The sequence below is a fragment of the Enterobacter asburiae genome (assembly GCF_024599655.1).
Taxonomy (GTDB): domain Bacteria; phylum Pseudomonadota; class Gammaproteobacteria; order Enterobacterales; family Enterobacteriaceae; genus Enterobacter; species Enterobacter asburiae_D.
On the sequence record NZ_CP102247.1, the window covers coordinates 494,977 to 509,945 of the forward strand.

General features: G+C 52.3%; 21 protein-coding genes. 19 read left to right on the forward strand and 2 right to left on the reverse strand.

Annotated elements, in window-relative coordinates; translation table 11 throughout:
- The first annotated feature begins 115 nt into the window (after positions 1-115).
- The 4 genes from kefG (at position 116) to slyD (ending at position 3,371) form a co-directional block, all read left to right on the forward strand.
- A complete protein-coding gene (gene kefG / locus NQ230_RS02280) occupies positions 116-667 on the forward strand; it encodes a glutathione-regulated potassium-efflux system ancillary protein KefG (RefSeq protein WP_014885493.1) in 552 nt (183 codons plus the stop codon).
- Complete coding sequence (gene kefB / locus NQ230_RS02285; protein ID WP_023309462.1) at positions 667-2,472, forward strand: glutathione-regulated potassium-efflux system protein KefB; 1,806 nt, start codon at positions 667-669, stop codon at positions 2,470-2,472. Before kefG ends, kefB begins: the two co-directional genes overlap by 1 nt.
- Before the next feature lie 13 nt (positions 2,473-2,485).
- Entirely contained in the window at positions 2,486-2,686 is a 201-nt protein-coding gene (locus tag NQ230_RS02290; protein ID WP_010436300.1) for a YheV family putative zinc ribbon protein, read from the forward strand.
- Positions 2,687-2,780: 94 nt separating this feature from the next.
- Positions 2,781-3,371: a peptidylprolyl isomerase gene (slyD, locus tag NQ230_RS02295; protein ID WP_257259795.1), complete on the forward strand. Its 591-nt coding sequence runs from the start codon at positions 2,781-2,783 to the stop codon at positions 3,369-3,371.
- A 197-nt stretch (positions 3,372-3,568) separates the two neighbouring features.
- Here the strand turns inward: slyD and NQ230_RS02300 are convergent, their stop codons facing one another.
- Positions 3,569-3,787, reverse strand: coding sequence for a protein SlyX (locus NQ230_RS02300; protein WP_121426197.1), 219 nt, complete (start codon positions 3,785-3,787; stop codon positions 3,569-3,571).
- 238 nt (positions 3,788-4,025) lie between these two features.
- Here NQ230_RS02300 and fkpA point away from each other — a divergent pair, with 238 nt between their 5' ends.
- The 11 genes from fkpA to bfr all read left to right on the forward strand — a co-directional run bounded on the left by fkpA (position 4,026) and on the right by bfr (position 12,227).
- Positions 4,026-4,844 carry an FKBP-type peptidyl-prolyl cis-trans isomerase gene (gene fkpA, locus NQ230_RS02305; protein WP_023309460.1) on the forward strand — a complete coding sequence of 273 codons (819 nt, stop codon included), beginning with the start codon at positions 4,026-4,028 and terminating at the stop codon, positions 4,842-4,844.
- 166 nt (positions 4,845-5,010) lie between these two features.
- Positions 5,011-5,733 carry a helix-turn-helix transcriptional regulator gene (locus NQ230_RS02310; RefSeq protein WP_045330517.1) on the forward strand — a complete coding sequence of 241 codons (723 nt, stop codon included), beginning with the start codon at positions 5,011-5,013 and terminating at the stop codon, positions 5,731-5,733.
- On the forward strand, positions 5,733-6,119 hold the full coding sequence (gene tusD / locus NQ230_RS02315; RefSeq protein ID WP_121426097.1) for a sulfurtransferase complex subunit TusD: 387 nt from the start codon (positions 5,733-5,735) through the stop codon (positions 6,117-6,119). Before NQ230_RS02310 ends, tusD begins: the two co-directional genes overlap by 1 nt.
- On the forward strand, positions 6,119-6,478 hold the full coding sequence (gene tusC, locus NQ230_RS02320; RefSeq protein ID WP_121426096.1) for a sulfurtransferase complex subunit TusC: 360 nt from the start codon (positions 6,119-6,121) through the stop codon (positions 6,476-6,478). Before tusD ends, tusC begins: the two co-directional genes overlap by 1 nt.
- Positions 6,479-6,485: 7 nt before the next feature.
- Positions 6,486-6,773, forward strand: coding sequence for a sulfurtransferase complex subunit TusB (gene tusB, locus NQ230_RS02325; RefSeq protein ID WP_054830114.1), 288 nt, complete (start codon positions 6,486-6,488; stop codon positions 6,771-6,773).
- A gap of 124 nt (positions 6,774-6,897) precedes the next feature.
- Positions 6,898-7,272 carry a 30S ribosomal protein S12 gene (gene rpsL / locus NQ230_RS02330; RefSeq protein WP_000246815.1) on the forward strand — a complete coding sequence of 125 codons (375 nt, stop codon included), beginning with the start codon at positions 6,898-6,900 and terminating at the stop codon, positions 7,270-7,272.
- Between the two features lie 96 nt (positions 7,273-7,368).
- Positions 7,369-7,839: a 30S ribosomal protein S7 gene (rpsG, locus tag NQ230_RS02335; RefSeq protein ID WP_004106370.1), complete on the forward strand. Its 471-nt coding sequence runs from the start codon at positions 7,369-7,371 to the stop codon at positions 7,837-7,839.
- A 96-nt stretch (positions 7,840-7,935) separates the two neighbouring features.
- Entirely contained in the window at positions 7,936-10,050 is a 2,115-nt protein-coding gene (gene fusA / locus NQ230_RS02340) for an elongation factor G (RefSeq protein WP_032662329.1), read from the forward strand.
- Between the two features lie 69 nt (positions 10,051-10,119).
- Positions 10,120-11,304 carry an elongation factor Tu gene (tuf, locus tag NQ230_RS02345; RefSeq protein WP_014068448.1) on the forward strand — a complete coding sequence of 395 codons (1,185 nt, stop codon included), beginning with the start codon at positions 10,120-10,122 and terminating at the stop codon, positions 11,302-11,304.
- A gap of 179 nt (positions 11,305-11,483) precedes the next feature.
- Positions 11,484-11,678 (forward strand): bacterioferritin-associated ferredoxin, encoded by a 195-nt coding sequence (bfd, locus tag NQ230_RS02350; protein WP_008503493.1) that lies wholly within the window; start codon positions 11,484-11,486, stop codon positions 11,676-11,678.
- 72 nt (positions 11,679-11,750) lie between these two features.
- Positions 11,751-12,227, forward strand: a complete 477-nt coding sequence (gene bfr, locus NQ230_RS02355) for a bacterioferritin (RefSeq protein WP_008503492.1) — start codon at positions 11,751-11,753, stop codon at positions 12,225-12,227.
- Here the strand turns inward: bfr and NQ230_RS02360 are convergent.
- Positions 12,211-12,684, reverse strand: a complete 474-nt coding sequence (locus tag NQ230_RS02360; RefSeq protein ID WP_121426196.1) for a prepilin peptidase — start codon at positions 12,682-12,684, stop codon at positions 12,211-12,213. The two genes, bfr and NQ230_RS02360, sit on opposite strands and share 17 nt — an antisense overlap.
- A gap of 380 nt (positions 12,685-13,064) precedes the next feature.
- Here NQ230_RS02360 and rpsJ point away from each other — a divergent pair, with 380 nt between their 5' ends.
- The 4 genes from rpsJ to rplW are packed head-to-tail and all read left to right on the forward strand — an operon-like array spanning position 13,065 to position 14,953.
- Positions 13,065-13,376: a 30S ribosomal protein S10 gene (gene rpsJ, locus NQ230_RS02365; RefSeq protein WP_001181005.1), complete on the forward strand. Its 312-nt coding sequence runs from the start codon at positions 13,065-13,067 to the stop codon at positions 13,374-13,376.
- A gap of 32 nt (positions 13,377-13,408) precedes the next feature.
- Positions 13,409-14,038, forward strand: a complete 630-nt coding sequence (gene rplC / locus NQ230_RS02370) for a 50S ribosomal protein L3 (protein WP_006178923.1) — start codon at positions 13,409-13,411, stop codon at positions 14,036-14,038.
- Between the two features lie 10 nt (positions 14,039-14,048).
- Entirely contained in the window at positions 14,049-14,654 is a 606-nt protein-coding gene (gene rplD / locus NQ230_RS02375; RefSeq protein ID WP_000424395.1) for a 50S ribosomal protein L4, read from the forward strand.
- Positions 14,651-14,953, forward strand: coding sequence for a 50S ribosomal protein L23 (rplW, locus tag NQ230_RS02380; RefSeq protein ID WP_000617546.1), 303 nt, complete (start codon positions 14,651-14,653; stop codon positions 14,951-14,953). Before rplD ends, rplW begins: the two co-directional genes overlap by 4 nt.
- Positions 14,954-14,969: the final 16 nt, after the last annotated feature.

Genomic DNA, 14,969 nt, shown 5'->3' on the forward strand with positions numbered 1-14,969 from the left:
TGTTAATTTGTCATTATGATAATGTAAGGTGTGGGCCATTTTCCGCACCGGGCCGCCATGGTAGCCCAAAACAACGACGATACACAAAAACAGAAACAAGACCGGGAGGGGAATGATGTCTCAGACAGCAAAAGTGCTGCTGCTGTATGCCCATCCGGAATCTCAGGACTCGGTGGCAAACCGGGTGCTGCTTAAGCCGGCCACACAGCTTAGCAACGTGACGGTGCACGATCTCTACGCGCACTATCCTGATTTCTTTATTGATATCCCTTACGAGCAGGAGCTGCTGCGTCAGCATGACGTGATTGTGTTCCAGCATCCGCTTTATACCTACAGCTGTCCGGCGCTGCTCAAAGAGTGGCTGGACCGCGTGCTGAGCCGGGGCTTCTCCAGCGGGGTGGGGGGCAACCAGCTGGCGGGAAAGTACTGGCGTAGTGTGATTACGACCGGTGAACCCGAAAGCGCTTACCGTCACGACGGGCTGAACCGTTATCCGATGAGCGACATCCTGCGGCCTTTCGAGCTGACGGCGGCGATGTGCCGTATGCACTGGATGAGCCCGATTATTGTCTACTGGGCGCGGCGACAGGATCCGAAAGAACTGGCAAGCCACGCCAGAGCCTACGGTGAATGGCTGGCGTCACCGATTCCGGCAGGAGGTCGTTAATGGAAGGATCGAATTTGCTCCTCGCCGGGGTGCTGTTTTTATTTGCGGCCGTCGTCGCGGTGCCGCTTGCTGCACGCATTGGTATCGGTGCAGTGTTGGGTTATCTGCTGGCGGGGATCGCGATTGGTCCCTGGGGACTGGGATTCATCAGCGATGTAGATGAGATCCTCCATTTCTCCGAGCTGGGCGTGGTGTTCCTGATGTTCATCATCGGCCTGGAGCTGAATCCTTCGAAATTGTGGCAACTCCGACGCTCTATCTTTGGCGTGGGCGCCGCGCAGGTGTTGTTCAGCGCCGCTATCCTGGGCGGCCTGCTAATGCTGACCAACTTTTCATGGCAGGCGGCGGTGATTGGCGGGATAGGCCTCGCGATGTCCTCCACGGCGATGGCGCTGCAGCTGATGCGCGACAAAGGGATGAACCGTAACGAAGCCGGTCAACTGGGCTTTTCGGTGCTGCTGTTCCAGGATTTGGCGGTGATCCCGGCGCTGGCGCTGGTGCCGCTGCTGGCGGGCTCCGGGGACGATCATTTCGACTGGGCTAAAATCGCCATGAAGGTGCTGGCCTTCGCGGGCATGCTGATCGGCGGGCGTTTCCTGCTACGTCCCGTGTTCCGCTTTATTGCCGCGTCGGGCGTTCGCGAGGTGTTTACCGCCGCGACGCTGCTGCTGGTGCTGGGATCGGCGTTATTTATGGACGCGCTGGGGCTGTCGATGGCGCTCGGGACCTTTATTGCCGGGGTGCTGCTGGCGGAGAGCGAGTATCGCCACGAGCTGGAAATTGCCATCGATCCCTTCAAAGGGCTGCTGCTAGGTCTGTTCTTTATTTCGGTCGGGATGGCGCTTAACCTTGGCGTGCTCTATACCCATCTGCTGTGGGTGGTCGTGAGCGTCGCCATCCTGGTGGCGGTGAAGATGCTGGTGCTGTACGTCATGTCACGTATTTACGGGCTGCGCAGTTCGGAACGCATGCAGTTTGCCAGCGTGTTAAGCCAGGGGGGCGAGTTCGCGTTTGTGCTGTTCTCGACCGCTTCCTCCCAGAAGCTCTTTAAAGACGATCAAATGGCGCTTTTGCTGGTAACGGTCACGCTGTCTATGATGACTACGCCGCTGCTGATGAAGCTGGTGGATAAACTGCTGTCGCGCCGCCTGAACCCGACGGACGATGAAGACGAAGCGCCGTGGGTGGAAGACGACAAGCCGCAGGTGATTGTGGTGGGCTTTGGTCGTTTCGGACAGGTTATCGGACGTTTGCTGATGGCGAACAAAATGCGCATTACGGTGCTGGAACGGGATATCAGCGCGGTCAACCTGATGCGCAAATATGGTTATAAGGTTTACTACGGCGATGCGACCCAGCTCGAGCTGCTGCGCTCGGCGGGGGCGGAAGCGGCAGAGTCCATCGTGATTACCTGTAATGATCCGGAAGACACGATGAAGCTGGTGGAGCTGTGCCAGCAGCATTTCCCGCATCTGCATATTCTGGCGCGTGCGCGGGGACGTGTTGAAGCTCACGAATTGTTGCAGGCGGGTGTGAAACACTTCTCCCGTGAGACGTTCTCCAGTGCGCTGGAGCTGGGCCGTAAGGCGCTGATCTCGCTCGGCATGCATCCGCATCAGGCGCAGCGCGCCCAGATGCACTTCCGCCGGCTGGATATGCGGATGCTGCGCGAGCTGATGCCGGTCCATACCGATACGGCGCAGATCTCCCGCGTGCGGGAAGCGCGTCGCGAGCTGGAGGAGATCTTCCAGCGAGAGATGCAGCAGGAACGACGCCAGCTCGATGGCTGGGATGAATTTGAATAAAGGGTAACGAAAAATGGCTGTACGTAAACGCTTTATTGCGGGTGCAAAATGCCCGACCTGCCAGGCGCAAGATACCCTGGCGATGTGGCGGGAAAATAATATTGATGTTGTTGAGTGTGTTAAGTGCGGTCACCAGATGCGTGAGGCCGATAAAGAGGCCCGCGATCACGTTCGCAAAGAAGAGCAAGTTATCGGGATTTTTCATCCGGACTAGCGATATGCCCTGAGTTTTTTTAAGCTAAAGGGTACACGGGTGCAGATTTCCGCTACAATCTGCGCCAGCAATTTTCCCACACTCAGGAGATATCATGAAAGTAGCAAAAGACCTGGTGGTCAGCCTGGCCTATCAGGTACGTACAGAAGACGGTGTGTTGGTTGATGAGTCTCCGGTGAGTGCGCCGCTTGACTACCTGCATGGTCACGGTTCCCTGATTTCTGGCCTGGAAACCGCGCTGGAAGGTCATGAAGTTGGCGACAAATTTGACGTTGCTGTAGGCGCGAACGACGCTTACGGTCAGTATGACGACAACCTGGTTCAGCGCGTTCCTAAAGACGTGTTCATGGGTGTTGACGAGCTGCAGGTTGGCATGCGCTTCCTGGCTGAAACTGACCAGGGCCCGGTTCCTGTTGAAATCACCGAAGTGGAAGATGACCACGTCGTGGTTGACGGTAACCACATGCTGGCTGGCCAGAACCTGAAGTTCAACGTAGAAGTTGTTGCGATCCGTAAAGCGACCGAAGAAGAGCTGGCTCATGGCCACGTTCACGGTGCGCACGGTCACGACCATGACCACGATCACGGCCACGACGGCTGCTGCGGTGGTCACGGCCACGATCACGACCATGGTCACGACCACGGTAAAGGTGGTTGCGGTAACGGCGGCTGCGGCTGCCACTAATACCCGTCGTCTTTCAAGCCGCAGGTGCGTTGGCTGCGCTTTCAAACCCCGGTCACATAGTTATCTATGCTCCCGGGGATTTTCAAGCTTGCCGCCTTCCTGCGACTCGAAATCCATAGGGTATTTGGTATGTAGGCCCGGTAAGCTTCGCGCCACCGGGCACAAAAAAAGCGGGATAATCCCGCTTTTTTTACGCCTCAGTAATGAGGTGGTGGCGTCTCTTCAGATTGAGAGGCGATGTGCGATGCCTGTGTGGCCTTCACTTTTTCAGTGAGCAGACGCAGCAGATCCCGCAGTTTTGCCATTTCTAGCTCGTGGGCGGTCACCGTTTGGTTGAGCTCTTCGATGGTGATGTCCTGAAAAGCCAGGCGGCTTTCCAGCTCAGCCAATCTCGCTTCTATTGCTGTATCCTTCATCATTCACCTCGTTTATTTCAGATTCGCCATAATGGCCCTGCGGCGGCGCAGTTTAACTGAGTTTATCCTTAAGTACAGTTCGCATCTCCTTGGCAGGAAACTTATTTAAACAAAAATAGTCTGAAAAGTGGCGAGAATTGGAAGTGTCTGTCTGTAGATTTCTTCCGCAACGTTTTATAGTACGTAACTCATTTACGTTTAACGCTGGGGTGAGAGTCCCCAGGCCCTGGAGATATGGATGAAATCACTGTTTAAAGTAACGCTGCTGGCGACCACGATGGCTGTTGCGCTGAACGCGCCGCTGTCATTCGCTGCTGATACTGCTGCGAAGCCTGCTGCTACTGCAGACAGCAAAGCGGCGTTCAAAAATGACGACCAGAAATCCGCCTACGCACTGGGCGCATCTCTGGGTCGTTACATGGAAAACTCTCTGAAAGAACAAGAGAAACTGGGCATCAAACTGGATAAAGCTCAGCTGATCGCGGGCGTTCAGGACGCATTTGCAGATAAGAGCAAGCTGTCTGACCAGGAAATTGAACAGACTCTGCAGGCGTTTGAAGCGCGCGTGAAGGGTGCCGCGCAGACTAAGATGGATGCGGACGCGAAAGACAACGAAGCGAAAGGCAAAGCCTACCGCGATACCTTTGCTAAAGAGAAGGGTGTGAAAACCTCTTCTACTGGCCTGGTATACAAAGTTGAGAAAGAAGGCACCGGCGATGCGCCTAAAGACAGCGACACCGTTGTTGTGAACTACAAAGGTACGCTGATCGACGGTAAAGAGTTCGACAACTCCTACACCCGCGGTGAGCCGCTCTCTTTCCGTCTGGACGGCGTTATCCCGGGCTGGACTGAAGGTCTGAAAAACATCAAGAAAGGTGGCAAGATCAAGATGGTTATCCCACCGGATCTGGCCTATGGCAAAACCGGCGTTCCGGGTATCCCTGCCAACTCTACGCTGGTCTTTGACGTAGAGCTGCTGGACATCAAACCGGCACCGAAAGCGGATGCCAAAGCAGACGCGCCGGCTGACGATAAAGCCGCTGCTGCTAAGAAGTAATGCTGAAAAAAAACCGCCGCCTTTAAGGCGGCGGTTTTTTATTGTGGGGCAGATATAATTAACACTGGAAAGCGTTAGGCACGCTGTATTAATTTAGTTGTCCGTGTAGATAATGAGCCTGCCCTGAAAACCTAACGACAGGCTCCTGAAAAGGAGTGTTTTTTTCATGTCCAGGTCGCTTTTAACCAACGAAACCAGTGAACTTGATTTGCTGGATCAACGTCCTTTCGATCAGACCGACTTCGATATTCTGAAATCCTATGAAGCGGTAGTGGACGGGTTAGCGATGCTCATTGGCTCCCACTGCGAAATCGTATTGCACTCCCTGCAAGATCTGAAGTGTTCCGCCATCCGCATTGCGAATGGTGAGCATACTGGCCGTAAAATTGGTTCGCCAATTACCGACCTTGCATTGCGTATGCTGCATGACATGACCGGCGCGGACAGCAGCGTCTCCAAATGCTATTTCACCCGCGCCAAAAGCGGCGTGCTGATGAAATCAGAAACCATCGCGATTCGAAACCGCGAGCATCGTGTTATTGGGCTGCTGTGCATCAACATGAACCTTGATGTGCCATTCTCGCAAATCATGAGCACCTTTGTTCCACCAGAAACGCCGGACGTTGGCTCTTCTGTTAACTTTGCCTCCTCCGTTGAAGATCTGGTGACGCAGACGCTTGAGTTTACGATTGAAGAGGTGAATGCCGATCGCAACGTCTCGAACAACGCCAAGAATCGTCAGATCGTGCTCAATCTCTATGAGAAAGGGATTTTTGATATTAAAGACGCCATCAACCAGGTGGCCGATCGTCTGAACATCTCCAAGCACACGGTCTACCTCTATATTCGCCAGTTCAAAAGCGGCGATTTCCTGGGACAAGATAAGTAATGCGTTTTGCGTTAATGGTGACAGGCCCGGCGTACGGTACTCAGCAGGCCAGCAGCGCGCTGCAGTTTGCGCATGCGCTACTGGCGGCCGGGCATGAGCTGGCGAGCGTCTTCTTCTATCGGGAAGGGGTGTATAACGCGAATCAGTTTACGTCACCGGCGAGCGATGAGTTCGATCTGGTGCGCGGCTGGCAGGCATTAAACGAAAAGCAGGGCGTAGAACTGCACATCTGCGTGGCGGCGGCTCTGCGCCGCGGGGTGACTGATGCAACCGAAGCCGCTCGTCTAGGTTTATCGGGTTCTAACCTGCAGCCCGGTTTTTCGTTGAGTGGTCTGGGTGCACTGGCACAGGCGGCATTAACCTGCGACAGAGTGGTGCAATTCTGATGAAGCGCGTGGCATTTGTTTTTACCTCTGCGCCGCACGGCAGCGCTTCTGGCCGAGAAGGGCTGGATGCGTTACTTGCGACTTCCGCGCTGACCGAAGATATCGGTGTCTTCTTTTTGGGCGACGGGGTATTTCAGCTTCTGGCGGGGCAACAGCCTCAGGCCATTCTGGCGCGTGATTACATCGCGACGTTCAAAGTGTTACCGCTTTACGATATCGAAACCTTCTATGTTTGTGCTGACTCTTTGGCCGCGCGTGGTTTAAACGAGGCAACGCCTTTCGTGCTGGATGTGACAGTCCTGTCTTCTGCTGCATTGCGCGAACACCTTTCCCACTACGACACCGTTCTGACTTTCTGAGGCTGACATGCTCCATACTCTGAGCCATTCACCATGGCAATGTGATACCGACGCGTTACTGAGTATGCTGCGCGAAGGTGATGACCTGCTGCTGATTCAGGACGGCGTGCTTGCCGCACTGGAAGGCAGTCGTTTCGTTGAAATTCTCACGAATGCCCCCATAACAGTCTCTGCGCTGAAAGACGATCTGGATGCGCGGGGTCTTTCTGGTCAAATTTCAGCCAAAATTGACGTGGTTGGCTATACTGATTTCGTCAATCTTACTGTGACGCACGCCAGTCAAATGAACTGGTGATCTGAGATCGCTGTATATTTCTTGACACCTTTTCGACGTAGCCCTAAAATTTCGCGTCCTCATATTGTATGAGGTCGATTTATTACGTGTTTACGAAGCAAAAGCTAAAACCAGGAGCTATTTAATGGCAACAGTTAACCAGCTGGTACGCAAACCACGCGCACGCAAAGTTGCAAAGAGCAACGTGCCTGCGCTGGAAGCCTGCCCGCAGAAACGTGGCGTATGTACTCGTGTATATACCACCACTCCTAAAAAACCAAACTCCGCACTGCGTAAAGTATGCCGTGTGCGTTTGACTAACGGTTTCGAAGTGACTTCCTACATCGGTGGTGAAGGTCACAACCTGCAGGAACACTCCGTGATCCTGATCCGTGGCGGTCGTGTTAAAGACCTTCCGGGTGTTCGTTACCACACCGTTCGTGGTGCGCTCGACTGCTCAGGTGTTAAAGACCGTAAGCAGGCTCGCTCCAAGTACGGCGTGAAGCGTCCTAAGGCTTAATGGTTCTCCGTTAAGTAAGGCCAAACTGATTTATCTTAATGTCACACTAAACTCTTTGAGTTTTGGACAATCCTGAATTAACAACGGAGTATTCCCATGCCACGTCGTCGCGTCATTGGTCAGCGTAAAATTCTTCCAGATCCGAAATTCGGATCAGAACTGCTGGCAAAATTTGTAAATATCCTGATGGTAGATGGTAAAAAATCTACTGCAGAAGCAATCGTATACAGCGCGCTTGAGACCCTGGCTCAGCGTTCTGGTAAAAATGAACTGGAAGCTTTCGAAGTCGCTCTCGACAACGTTCGCCCAACTGTAGAAGTTAAGTCCCGCCGCGTTGGTGGTTCTACTTATCAGGTTCCAGTTGAAGTTCGTCCGGTTCGTCGTAATGCTCTGGCAATGCGTTGGATCGTTGAAGCTGCTCGTAAACGCGGTGATAAATCCATGGCTCTGCGTCTGGCGAACGAACTTTCTGATGCTGCAGACAACAAAGGTACTGCAGTTAAGAAACGTGAAGACGTTCACCGTATGGCAGAAGCCAACAAGGCGTTCGCACACTACCGTTGGTAATCCCTTCGGAGTATTAGTCACCAGGCGGGCGCTTCAGAGAAGCCGCCCGCTCTGGGTAACTTAACTGAACGCCTAAAGATATAAACGAGGAATCAAATGGCTCGTACAACACCCATCGCACGCTACCGTAACATCGGTATCAGTGCGCACATCGACGCCGGTAAAACCACTACTACCGAACGTATTCTGTTCTACACCGGTGTAAACCACAAAATCGGTGAAGTTCATGACGGCGCAGCCACCATGGACTGGATGGAACAGGAGCAGGAGCGTGGTATTACTATCACCTCCGCAGCGACTACTGCATTCTGGTCAGGTATGGCTAAGCAGTACGAACCGCATCGCGTAAACATCATCGACACCCCAGGGCACGTTGACTTCACCATCGAAGTAGAACGTTCCATGCGTGTTCTTGACGGCGCGGTAATGGTTTATTGCGCAGTTGGTGGTGTTCAGCCACAGTCTGAAACTGTATGGCGTCAGGCGAACAAATATAAAGTTCCACGCATCGCGTTCGTTAACAAAATGGACCGTATGGGTGCTAACTTCCTGAAAGTTGTTGGTCAGATCAAAACCCGTCTGGGCGCGAACCCTGTTCCGCTGCAGCTGGCAATTGGTGCTGAAGAAGGCTTCACCGGCGTTATCGACCTGGTGAAAATGAAAGCCATCAACTGGAACGATGCAGACCAGGGCGTTACCTTCGAATACGAAGATATCCCGGCTGAAATGCAGGACCTGGCTGACGAATGGCACCAGAACCTGATCGAATCCGCTGCTGAAGCTTCTGAAGAGCTGATGGAGAAATACCTGGGTGGTGAAGAACTGACTGAAGAAGAGATCAAAAAAGCTCTGCGTCAGCGCGTTCTGAACAACGAAATCATCCTGGTAACCTGTGGTTCTGCGTTCAAGAACAAAGGTGTTCAGGCAATGCTGGATGCGGTAGTTGACTACCTGCCATCCCCGGTTGACGTTCCTGCGATCAACGGCATCCTGGACGACGGTAAAGATACTCCAGCAGAGCGTCACGCAAGCGACGAAGAGCCATTCTCTGCACTGGCGTTCAAAATCGCTACCGACCCATTCGTGGGTAACCTGACCTTCTTCCGCGTTTACTCTGGTGTGGTTAACTCCGGTGACACCATCCTGAACTCCGTGAAAGCGGCGCGTGAACGTTTTGGCCGTATCGTACAGATGCACGCTAACAAACGTGAAGAGATCAAAGAAGTTCGTGCGGGCGACATCGCTGCAGCTATCGGTCTGAAAGACGTGACCACTGGTGACACCCTGTGTGACCCAGATCACCCGATCATTCTGGAGCGTATGGAATTCCCTGAGCCGGTAATCTCCATCGCAGTTGAACCAAAAACCAAAGCTGACCAGGAAAAAATGGGTCTGGCTCTGGGCCGTCTGGCGAAAGAAGACCCATCATTCCGCGTATGGACTGATGAAGAATCTAACCAGACCATCATCGCTGGTATGGGTGAACTGCACCTGGACATCATCGTTGACCGTATGAAGCGTGAATTCAACGTTGAAGCGAACGTGGGTAAACCTCAGGTTGCTTACCGCGAAGCGATTCGCGCGAAAGTTACCGATGTTGAAGGTAAACACGCTAAGCAGTCTGGTGGTCGCGGTCAGTACGGTCACGTTGTGATCGACATGTACCCACTGGAGCCGGGCTCTAACCCGAAAGGTTACGAGTTCATCAACGACATCAAAGGTGGTGTAATTCCTGGCGAATACATCCCAGCCGTTGATAAAGGCATTCAGGAACAGCTGAAAGCGGGCCCTCTGGCTGGCTATCCGGTTGTTGACATGGGTGTTCGTCTGCACTTCGGTTCTTACCACGACGTTGACTCCTCTGAACTGGCGTTTAAACTGGCTGCGTCTATTGCCTTTAAAGAAGGCTTTAAGAAAGCAAAACCAGTTCTGCTTGAGCCAATCATGAAGGTTGAAGTAGAAACTCCTGAAGAGAACACCGGTGACGTTATCGGTGACTTGAGCCGTCGTCGCGGTATGCTGCGTGGTCAGGAATCCGAAGTAACTGGCGTTAAGATCCACGCTGAAGTTCCGCTGTCTGAAATGTTCGGATATGCAACTCAGCTGCGTTCTCTGACCAAAGGTCGTGCATCATACACCATGGAATTCCTGAAGTATGATGATGCGCCTAACAACGTTGCTCAGGCCGTTATTGAAGCCCGTGGTAAGTAATCCACAGGATTAAAACCTAAGTCCCGTGCTCTCTCCACAGGGGAGAGCACTATAGTAAGGAATATAGCCGTGTCTAAAGAAAAATTTGAACGTACAAAACCGCACGTCAACGTTGGTACTATCGGCCACGTTGACCATGGTAAAACTACCCTGACTGCTGCAATCACTACCGTTCTGGCTAAAACCTACGGTGGTTCTGCTCGTGCATTCGACCAGATCGATAACGCACCAGAAGAAAAAGCTCGTGGTATCACCATCAACACCTCTCACGTTGAGTACGACACCCCGACTCGCCACTACGCACACGTAGACTGCCCAGGCCACGCCGACTATGTTAAAAACATGATCACCGGTGCTGCGCAGATGGACGGCGCGATCCTGGTTGTTGCTGCGACTGACGGCCCAATGCCTCAGACTCGTGAGCACATCCTGCTGGGTCGTCAGGTAGGCGTTCCTTTCATCATCGTGTTCCTGAACAAATGCGACATGGTTGATGACGAAGAGCTGCTGGAACTGGTAGAGATGGAAGTTCGTGAACTGCTGTCTCAGTACGATTTCCCAGGCGACGATACCCCAATCGTTCGTGGTTCTGCTCTGAAAGCGCTGGAAGGCGAAGCTGAGTGGGAAGCGAAAATCATCGAACTGGCTGGCTTCCTGGATTCTTACATCCCAGAACCAGAGCGTGCGATTGACAAGCCATTCCTGCTGCCAATCGAAGACGTATTCTCCATCTCCGGTCGTGGTACCGTTGTTACCGGTCGTGTAGAGCGCGGTATCATCAAAGTTGGCGAAGAAGTTGAAATCGTTGGTATCAAAGAGACTGCGAAGTCTACCTGTACTGGCGTTGAAATGTTCCGCAAACTGCTGGACGAAGGCCGTGCTGGTGAGAACGTTGGTGTTCTGCTGCGTGGTATCAAACGTGAAGAAATCGAACGTGGTCAGGTTCTGGCGAAGCCAGGCTCAATCAAGCCACACACCAAGTTCGAATCTGAAGTGTACATCCTGTCCAAAGACGAAGGCGGCCGTCATACTCCGTTCTTCAAAGGCTACCGTCCACAGTTCTACTTCCGTACAACTGACGTGACCGGTACCATCGAACTGCCAGAAGGCGTTGAGATGGTAATGCCAGGCGACAACATCAAGATGGTTGTGACTCTGATCCACCCAATCGCGATGGACGACGGTCTGCGTTTCGCAATCCGTGAAGGCGGCCGTACCGTTGGCGCGGGCGTTGTTGCTAAAGTTCTGGGCTAATTAATTATCCCTGAATAAAAAAAGGACGCTTCGGCGTCCTTTTTTGTTTTCTGCCGTTCAGGCACTGTCACAAAATTTCGCATTTTTTGCCTGCTCCCGCCCCGTATTGTGGCGCTTGTGCTATTGTAATCATAACCATTCTCACTTACACTTTGCGCATAATTTGAACGGGAGTCTCTATGTACGTTTGTTTATGTAATGGTGTAAGCGACAAGAAAATACGTCAGGCCGTTCGCCAGTTTCAGCCTCAGTCATTTCAGCAGCTACGCAAATTTGTTCCGGTGGGAAATCAATGCGGTAAATGCGTACGTGCTGCGCGAGAGATCATGCAGGACGAATTGATGCAGATCCCGGAATACAAAGAGATCGCGTAAGCGCCCATCTTTTTTTTGACATCCCTGTAGCCCGATCTACGCTTCAATGAGTGGAAGCGGAGGGACTATATAATGAAAGGTGATGTTAAAATCATAAGTTATCTCAATAAATTATTGGGAAATGAGCTTGTCGCAATTAACCAGTACTTTCTTCACGCGAGAATGTTCAAAAACTGGGGGCTTAAACGTCTGAACGACGTTGAGTACCATGAATCGATCGATGAAATGAAGCACGCTGATAAATATATCGAGCGTATTTTATTCCTTGAAGGCATTCCAAACCTGCAGGACCTCGGAAAGCTGGGCATCGGAGAAGATGTCGAAGAGATGCTGCGTTCCGACCTCAGGCTGGAGCTGGAAGGCGCCAAAGATCTCCGTGAAGCCATTGCCTACGCAGACAGCGTACATGACTACGTCAGTCGCGATATGATGATCCAGATCCTGGCCGATGAAGAAGGCCACATTGACTGGCTGGAAACGGAACTGGACCTGATTGCTAAAATCGGCCTGCAGAACTACCTTCAGTCGCAGATTAAAGTGGAAGAGTAACCACCGTCTTCCAACCTACGCATAAACCCGCTGCTGCCAGAAATGGCCCAAAAGGCAGTGGGTTTTTTAATGCCCCTTTATCAGGGGTGAGAAAAGAAAACACAAGAATGCTGAGTAGCGCCATAAGCGCAGCGAGTAATGCCAGCGTAGGCAGCATGCACCAGCCATGCCACGCGCCAAGCGCCGCCAGGTATTTTACATCGCCATATCCCATCCCTTCGCGCCGGCAGATTAACCGATATCCCCAGTAGATAACGGCAAATCCGATATATCCCGCCATCGCACCCACCACCGCACTCGGCAGAAAATCAGGATGGATACAGAGCTGAAAGAGCAGGCCCGTCCAGAGTAGCGGGCAGAGAAATTTATCGGGAAGCAGTCCGTAGCGAATATCTGCACGGACAAGAAAGGCCGTCAGCGAAAAATAGATCAGCAAAAAGGGGAGGGTGGTTAGCATGGAAATGGCCTCAAAAGGGTTTGAGCGCATACTCGTCATAAGCGGCCTGGCCGGCAATCGACAAAAACGACAATTGCGTAGGGGCTCCAGACAAAGCATTGAGAAGAGATAGATTGCGTAAAAAGTTGCGCGCCCTTACGCATACTGCACCTCAGGCGCTTAATTTCTAAACGGCACTTGCGTCTTGCCCAAATTTACGTATAATGCGCGGGCTTGTCGTAATTGACGGCGGGTTCAATCAGAACCAGAGTAGCTCATTTTGTTACTCAACAATGCTCCCAATTGGGGAGCTACGTAAGAACGGTTACACTCTCCCATCAATCGTAATGGGTTTGAGGAGTAATCATTTTCGTTTATAAAATAATTGGAGCTCTGGTCTCATGCAGAACCAAAGAATCCGTATCCGCCTTAAAGCGTTTGATCATCGTCTGATCGATCAATCAACCGCGGAAATCGTCGAGACTGCTAAGCGCACTGGTGCGCAAGTCCGTGGTCCGATCCCGCTGCCGACCCGCAAAGAGCGCTTCACCGTTCTGATCTCCCCGCACGTCAACAAAGACGCGCGCGATCAGTACGAAATCCGCACTCACAAGCGTCTGGTTGACATCGTTGAGCCAACTGAGAAAACCGTTGATGCTCTGATGCGTCTGGATCTGGCTGCCGGTGTAGACGTGCAGATCAGCCTGGGTTAATCAGGTCATCGAGCGATTGAGAGGTTGATACAATGATTGGTTTAGTCGGTAAAAAAGTGGGCATGACCCGCATCTTCACTGAAGATGGCGTTTCAATCCCAGTAACCGTAATCGAAGTTGAAGCAAACCGCGTTACCCAGGTTAAAGATCTGGCTAACGATGGCTACCGCGCTGTTCAGGTGACCACTGGTGCTAAAAAAGCTAACCGTGTAACCAAACCAGAAGCGGGTCACTTCGCTAAAGCTGGCGTAGAAGCTGGCCGTGGTCTGTGGGAATTCCGTCTTGCTGAAGGCGAAGAGTTCACCGTAGGTCAGGACATTAGCGTTGAGCTGTTTGCTGACGTTAAAAAAGTTGACGTAACCGGTACCTCTAAAGGTAAAGGTTTTGCTGGTACCGTTAAGCGCTGGAACTTCCGTACCCAGGACGCTACCCACGGTAACTCCTTGTCTCACCGCGTTCCGGGTTCTATCGGTCAGAACCAGACTCCGGGCAAAGTGTTCAAAGGCAAGAAAATGGCAGGTCAGCTGGGTAACGAACGTGTAACCGTTCAGAGCCTGGACGTAGTACGTGTTGACGCTGAGCGCAACCTGCTGCTGGTTAAAGGTGCAGTTCCGGGTGCAACCGGTAGCGACCTGATCGTTAAACCAGCTGTGAAGGCGTAAGGGGATAGCAATGGAATTAGTATTGAAAGACGCGCAGAGCGCGCTGACTGTTTCCGAAACTACCTTCGGTCGTGATTTCAACGAAGCGCTGGTTCACCAGGTTGTAGTTGCTTATGCAGCTGGTGCTCGTCAGGGTACTCGTGCTCAGAAGACTCGTGCTGAAGTAACTGGTTCTGGCAAAAAGCCATGGCGCCAGAAAGGTACCGGCCGTGCGCGTTCAGGTTCTATCAAGAGCCCGATCTGGCGTTCAGGTGGCGTGACCTTCGCTGCGCGTCCACAGGACCACAGTCAAAAAGTTAACAAAAAGATGTACCGCGGCGCGCTGAAAAGCATCCTGTCCGAACTGGTACGTCAGGATCGTCTGATCGTTGTCGAGAAGTTCTCTGTTGAAGCGCCTAAAACTAAGCTGCTGGCACAGAAACTGAAAGACATGGCTCTGGAAGATGTGCTGATCATCACCGGTGAGCTGGACGAAAACCTGTTCCTGGCCGCACGTAACCTGCACAAGGTTGACGTACGCGATGCGACTGGTATCGACCCGGTTAGCCTGATCGCCTTCGACAAAGTCGTAATGACTGCTGATGCTGTTAAGCAAGTTGAGGAGATGCTGGCATGATTCGTGAAGAACGTCTGCTGAAGGTGCTTCGCGCACCGCACGTTTCTGAAAAAGCGTCTACTGCGATGGAAAAAACAAACACCATCGTTCTCAAAGTTGCTAAAGACGCGACCAAAGCAGAGATCAAAGCTGCTGTGCAGAAACTGTTTGAAGTCGAAGTCGAAGTCGTTAACACCCTGGTAGTTAAAGGGAAAGTTAAACGTCACGGACAGCGTATCGGTCGTCGTAGCGACTGGAAAAAAGCTTACGTCACCCTGAAAGAAGGCCAGAATCTGGACTTCGTTGGCGGCGCTGAGTAAGTCGGAGGAGTAATAC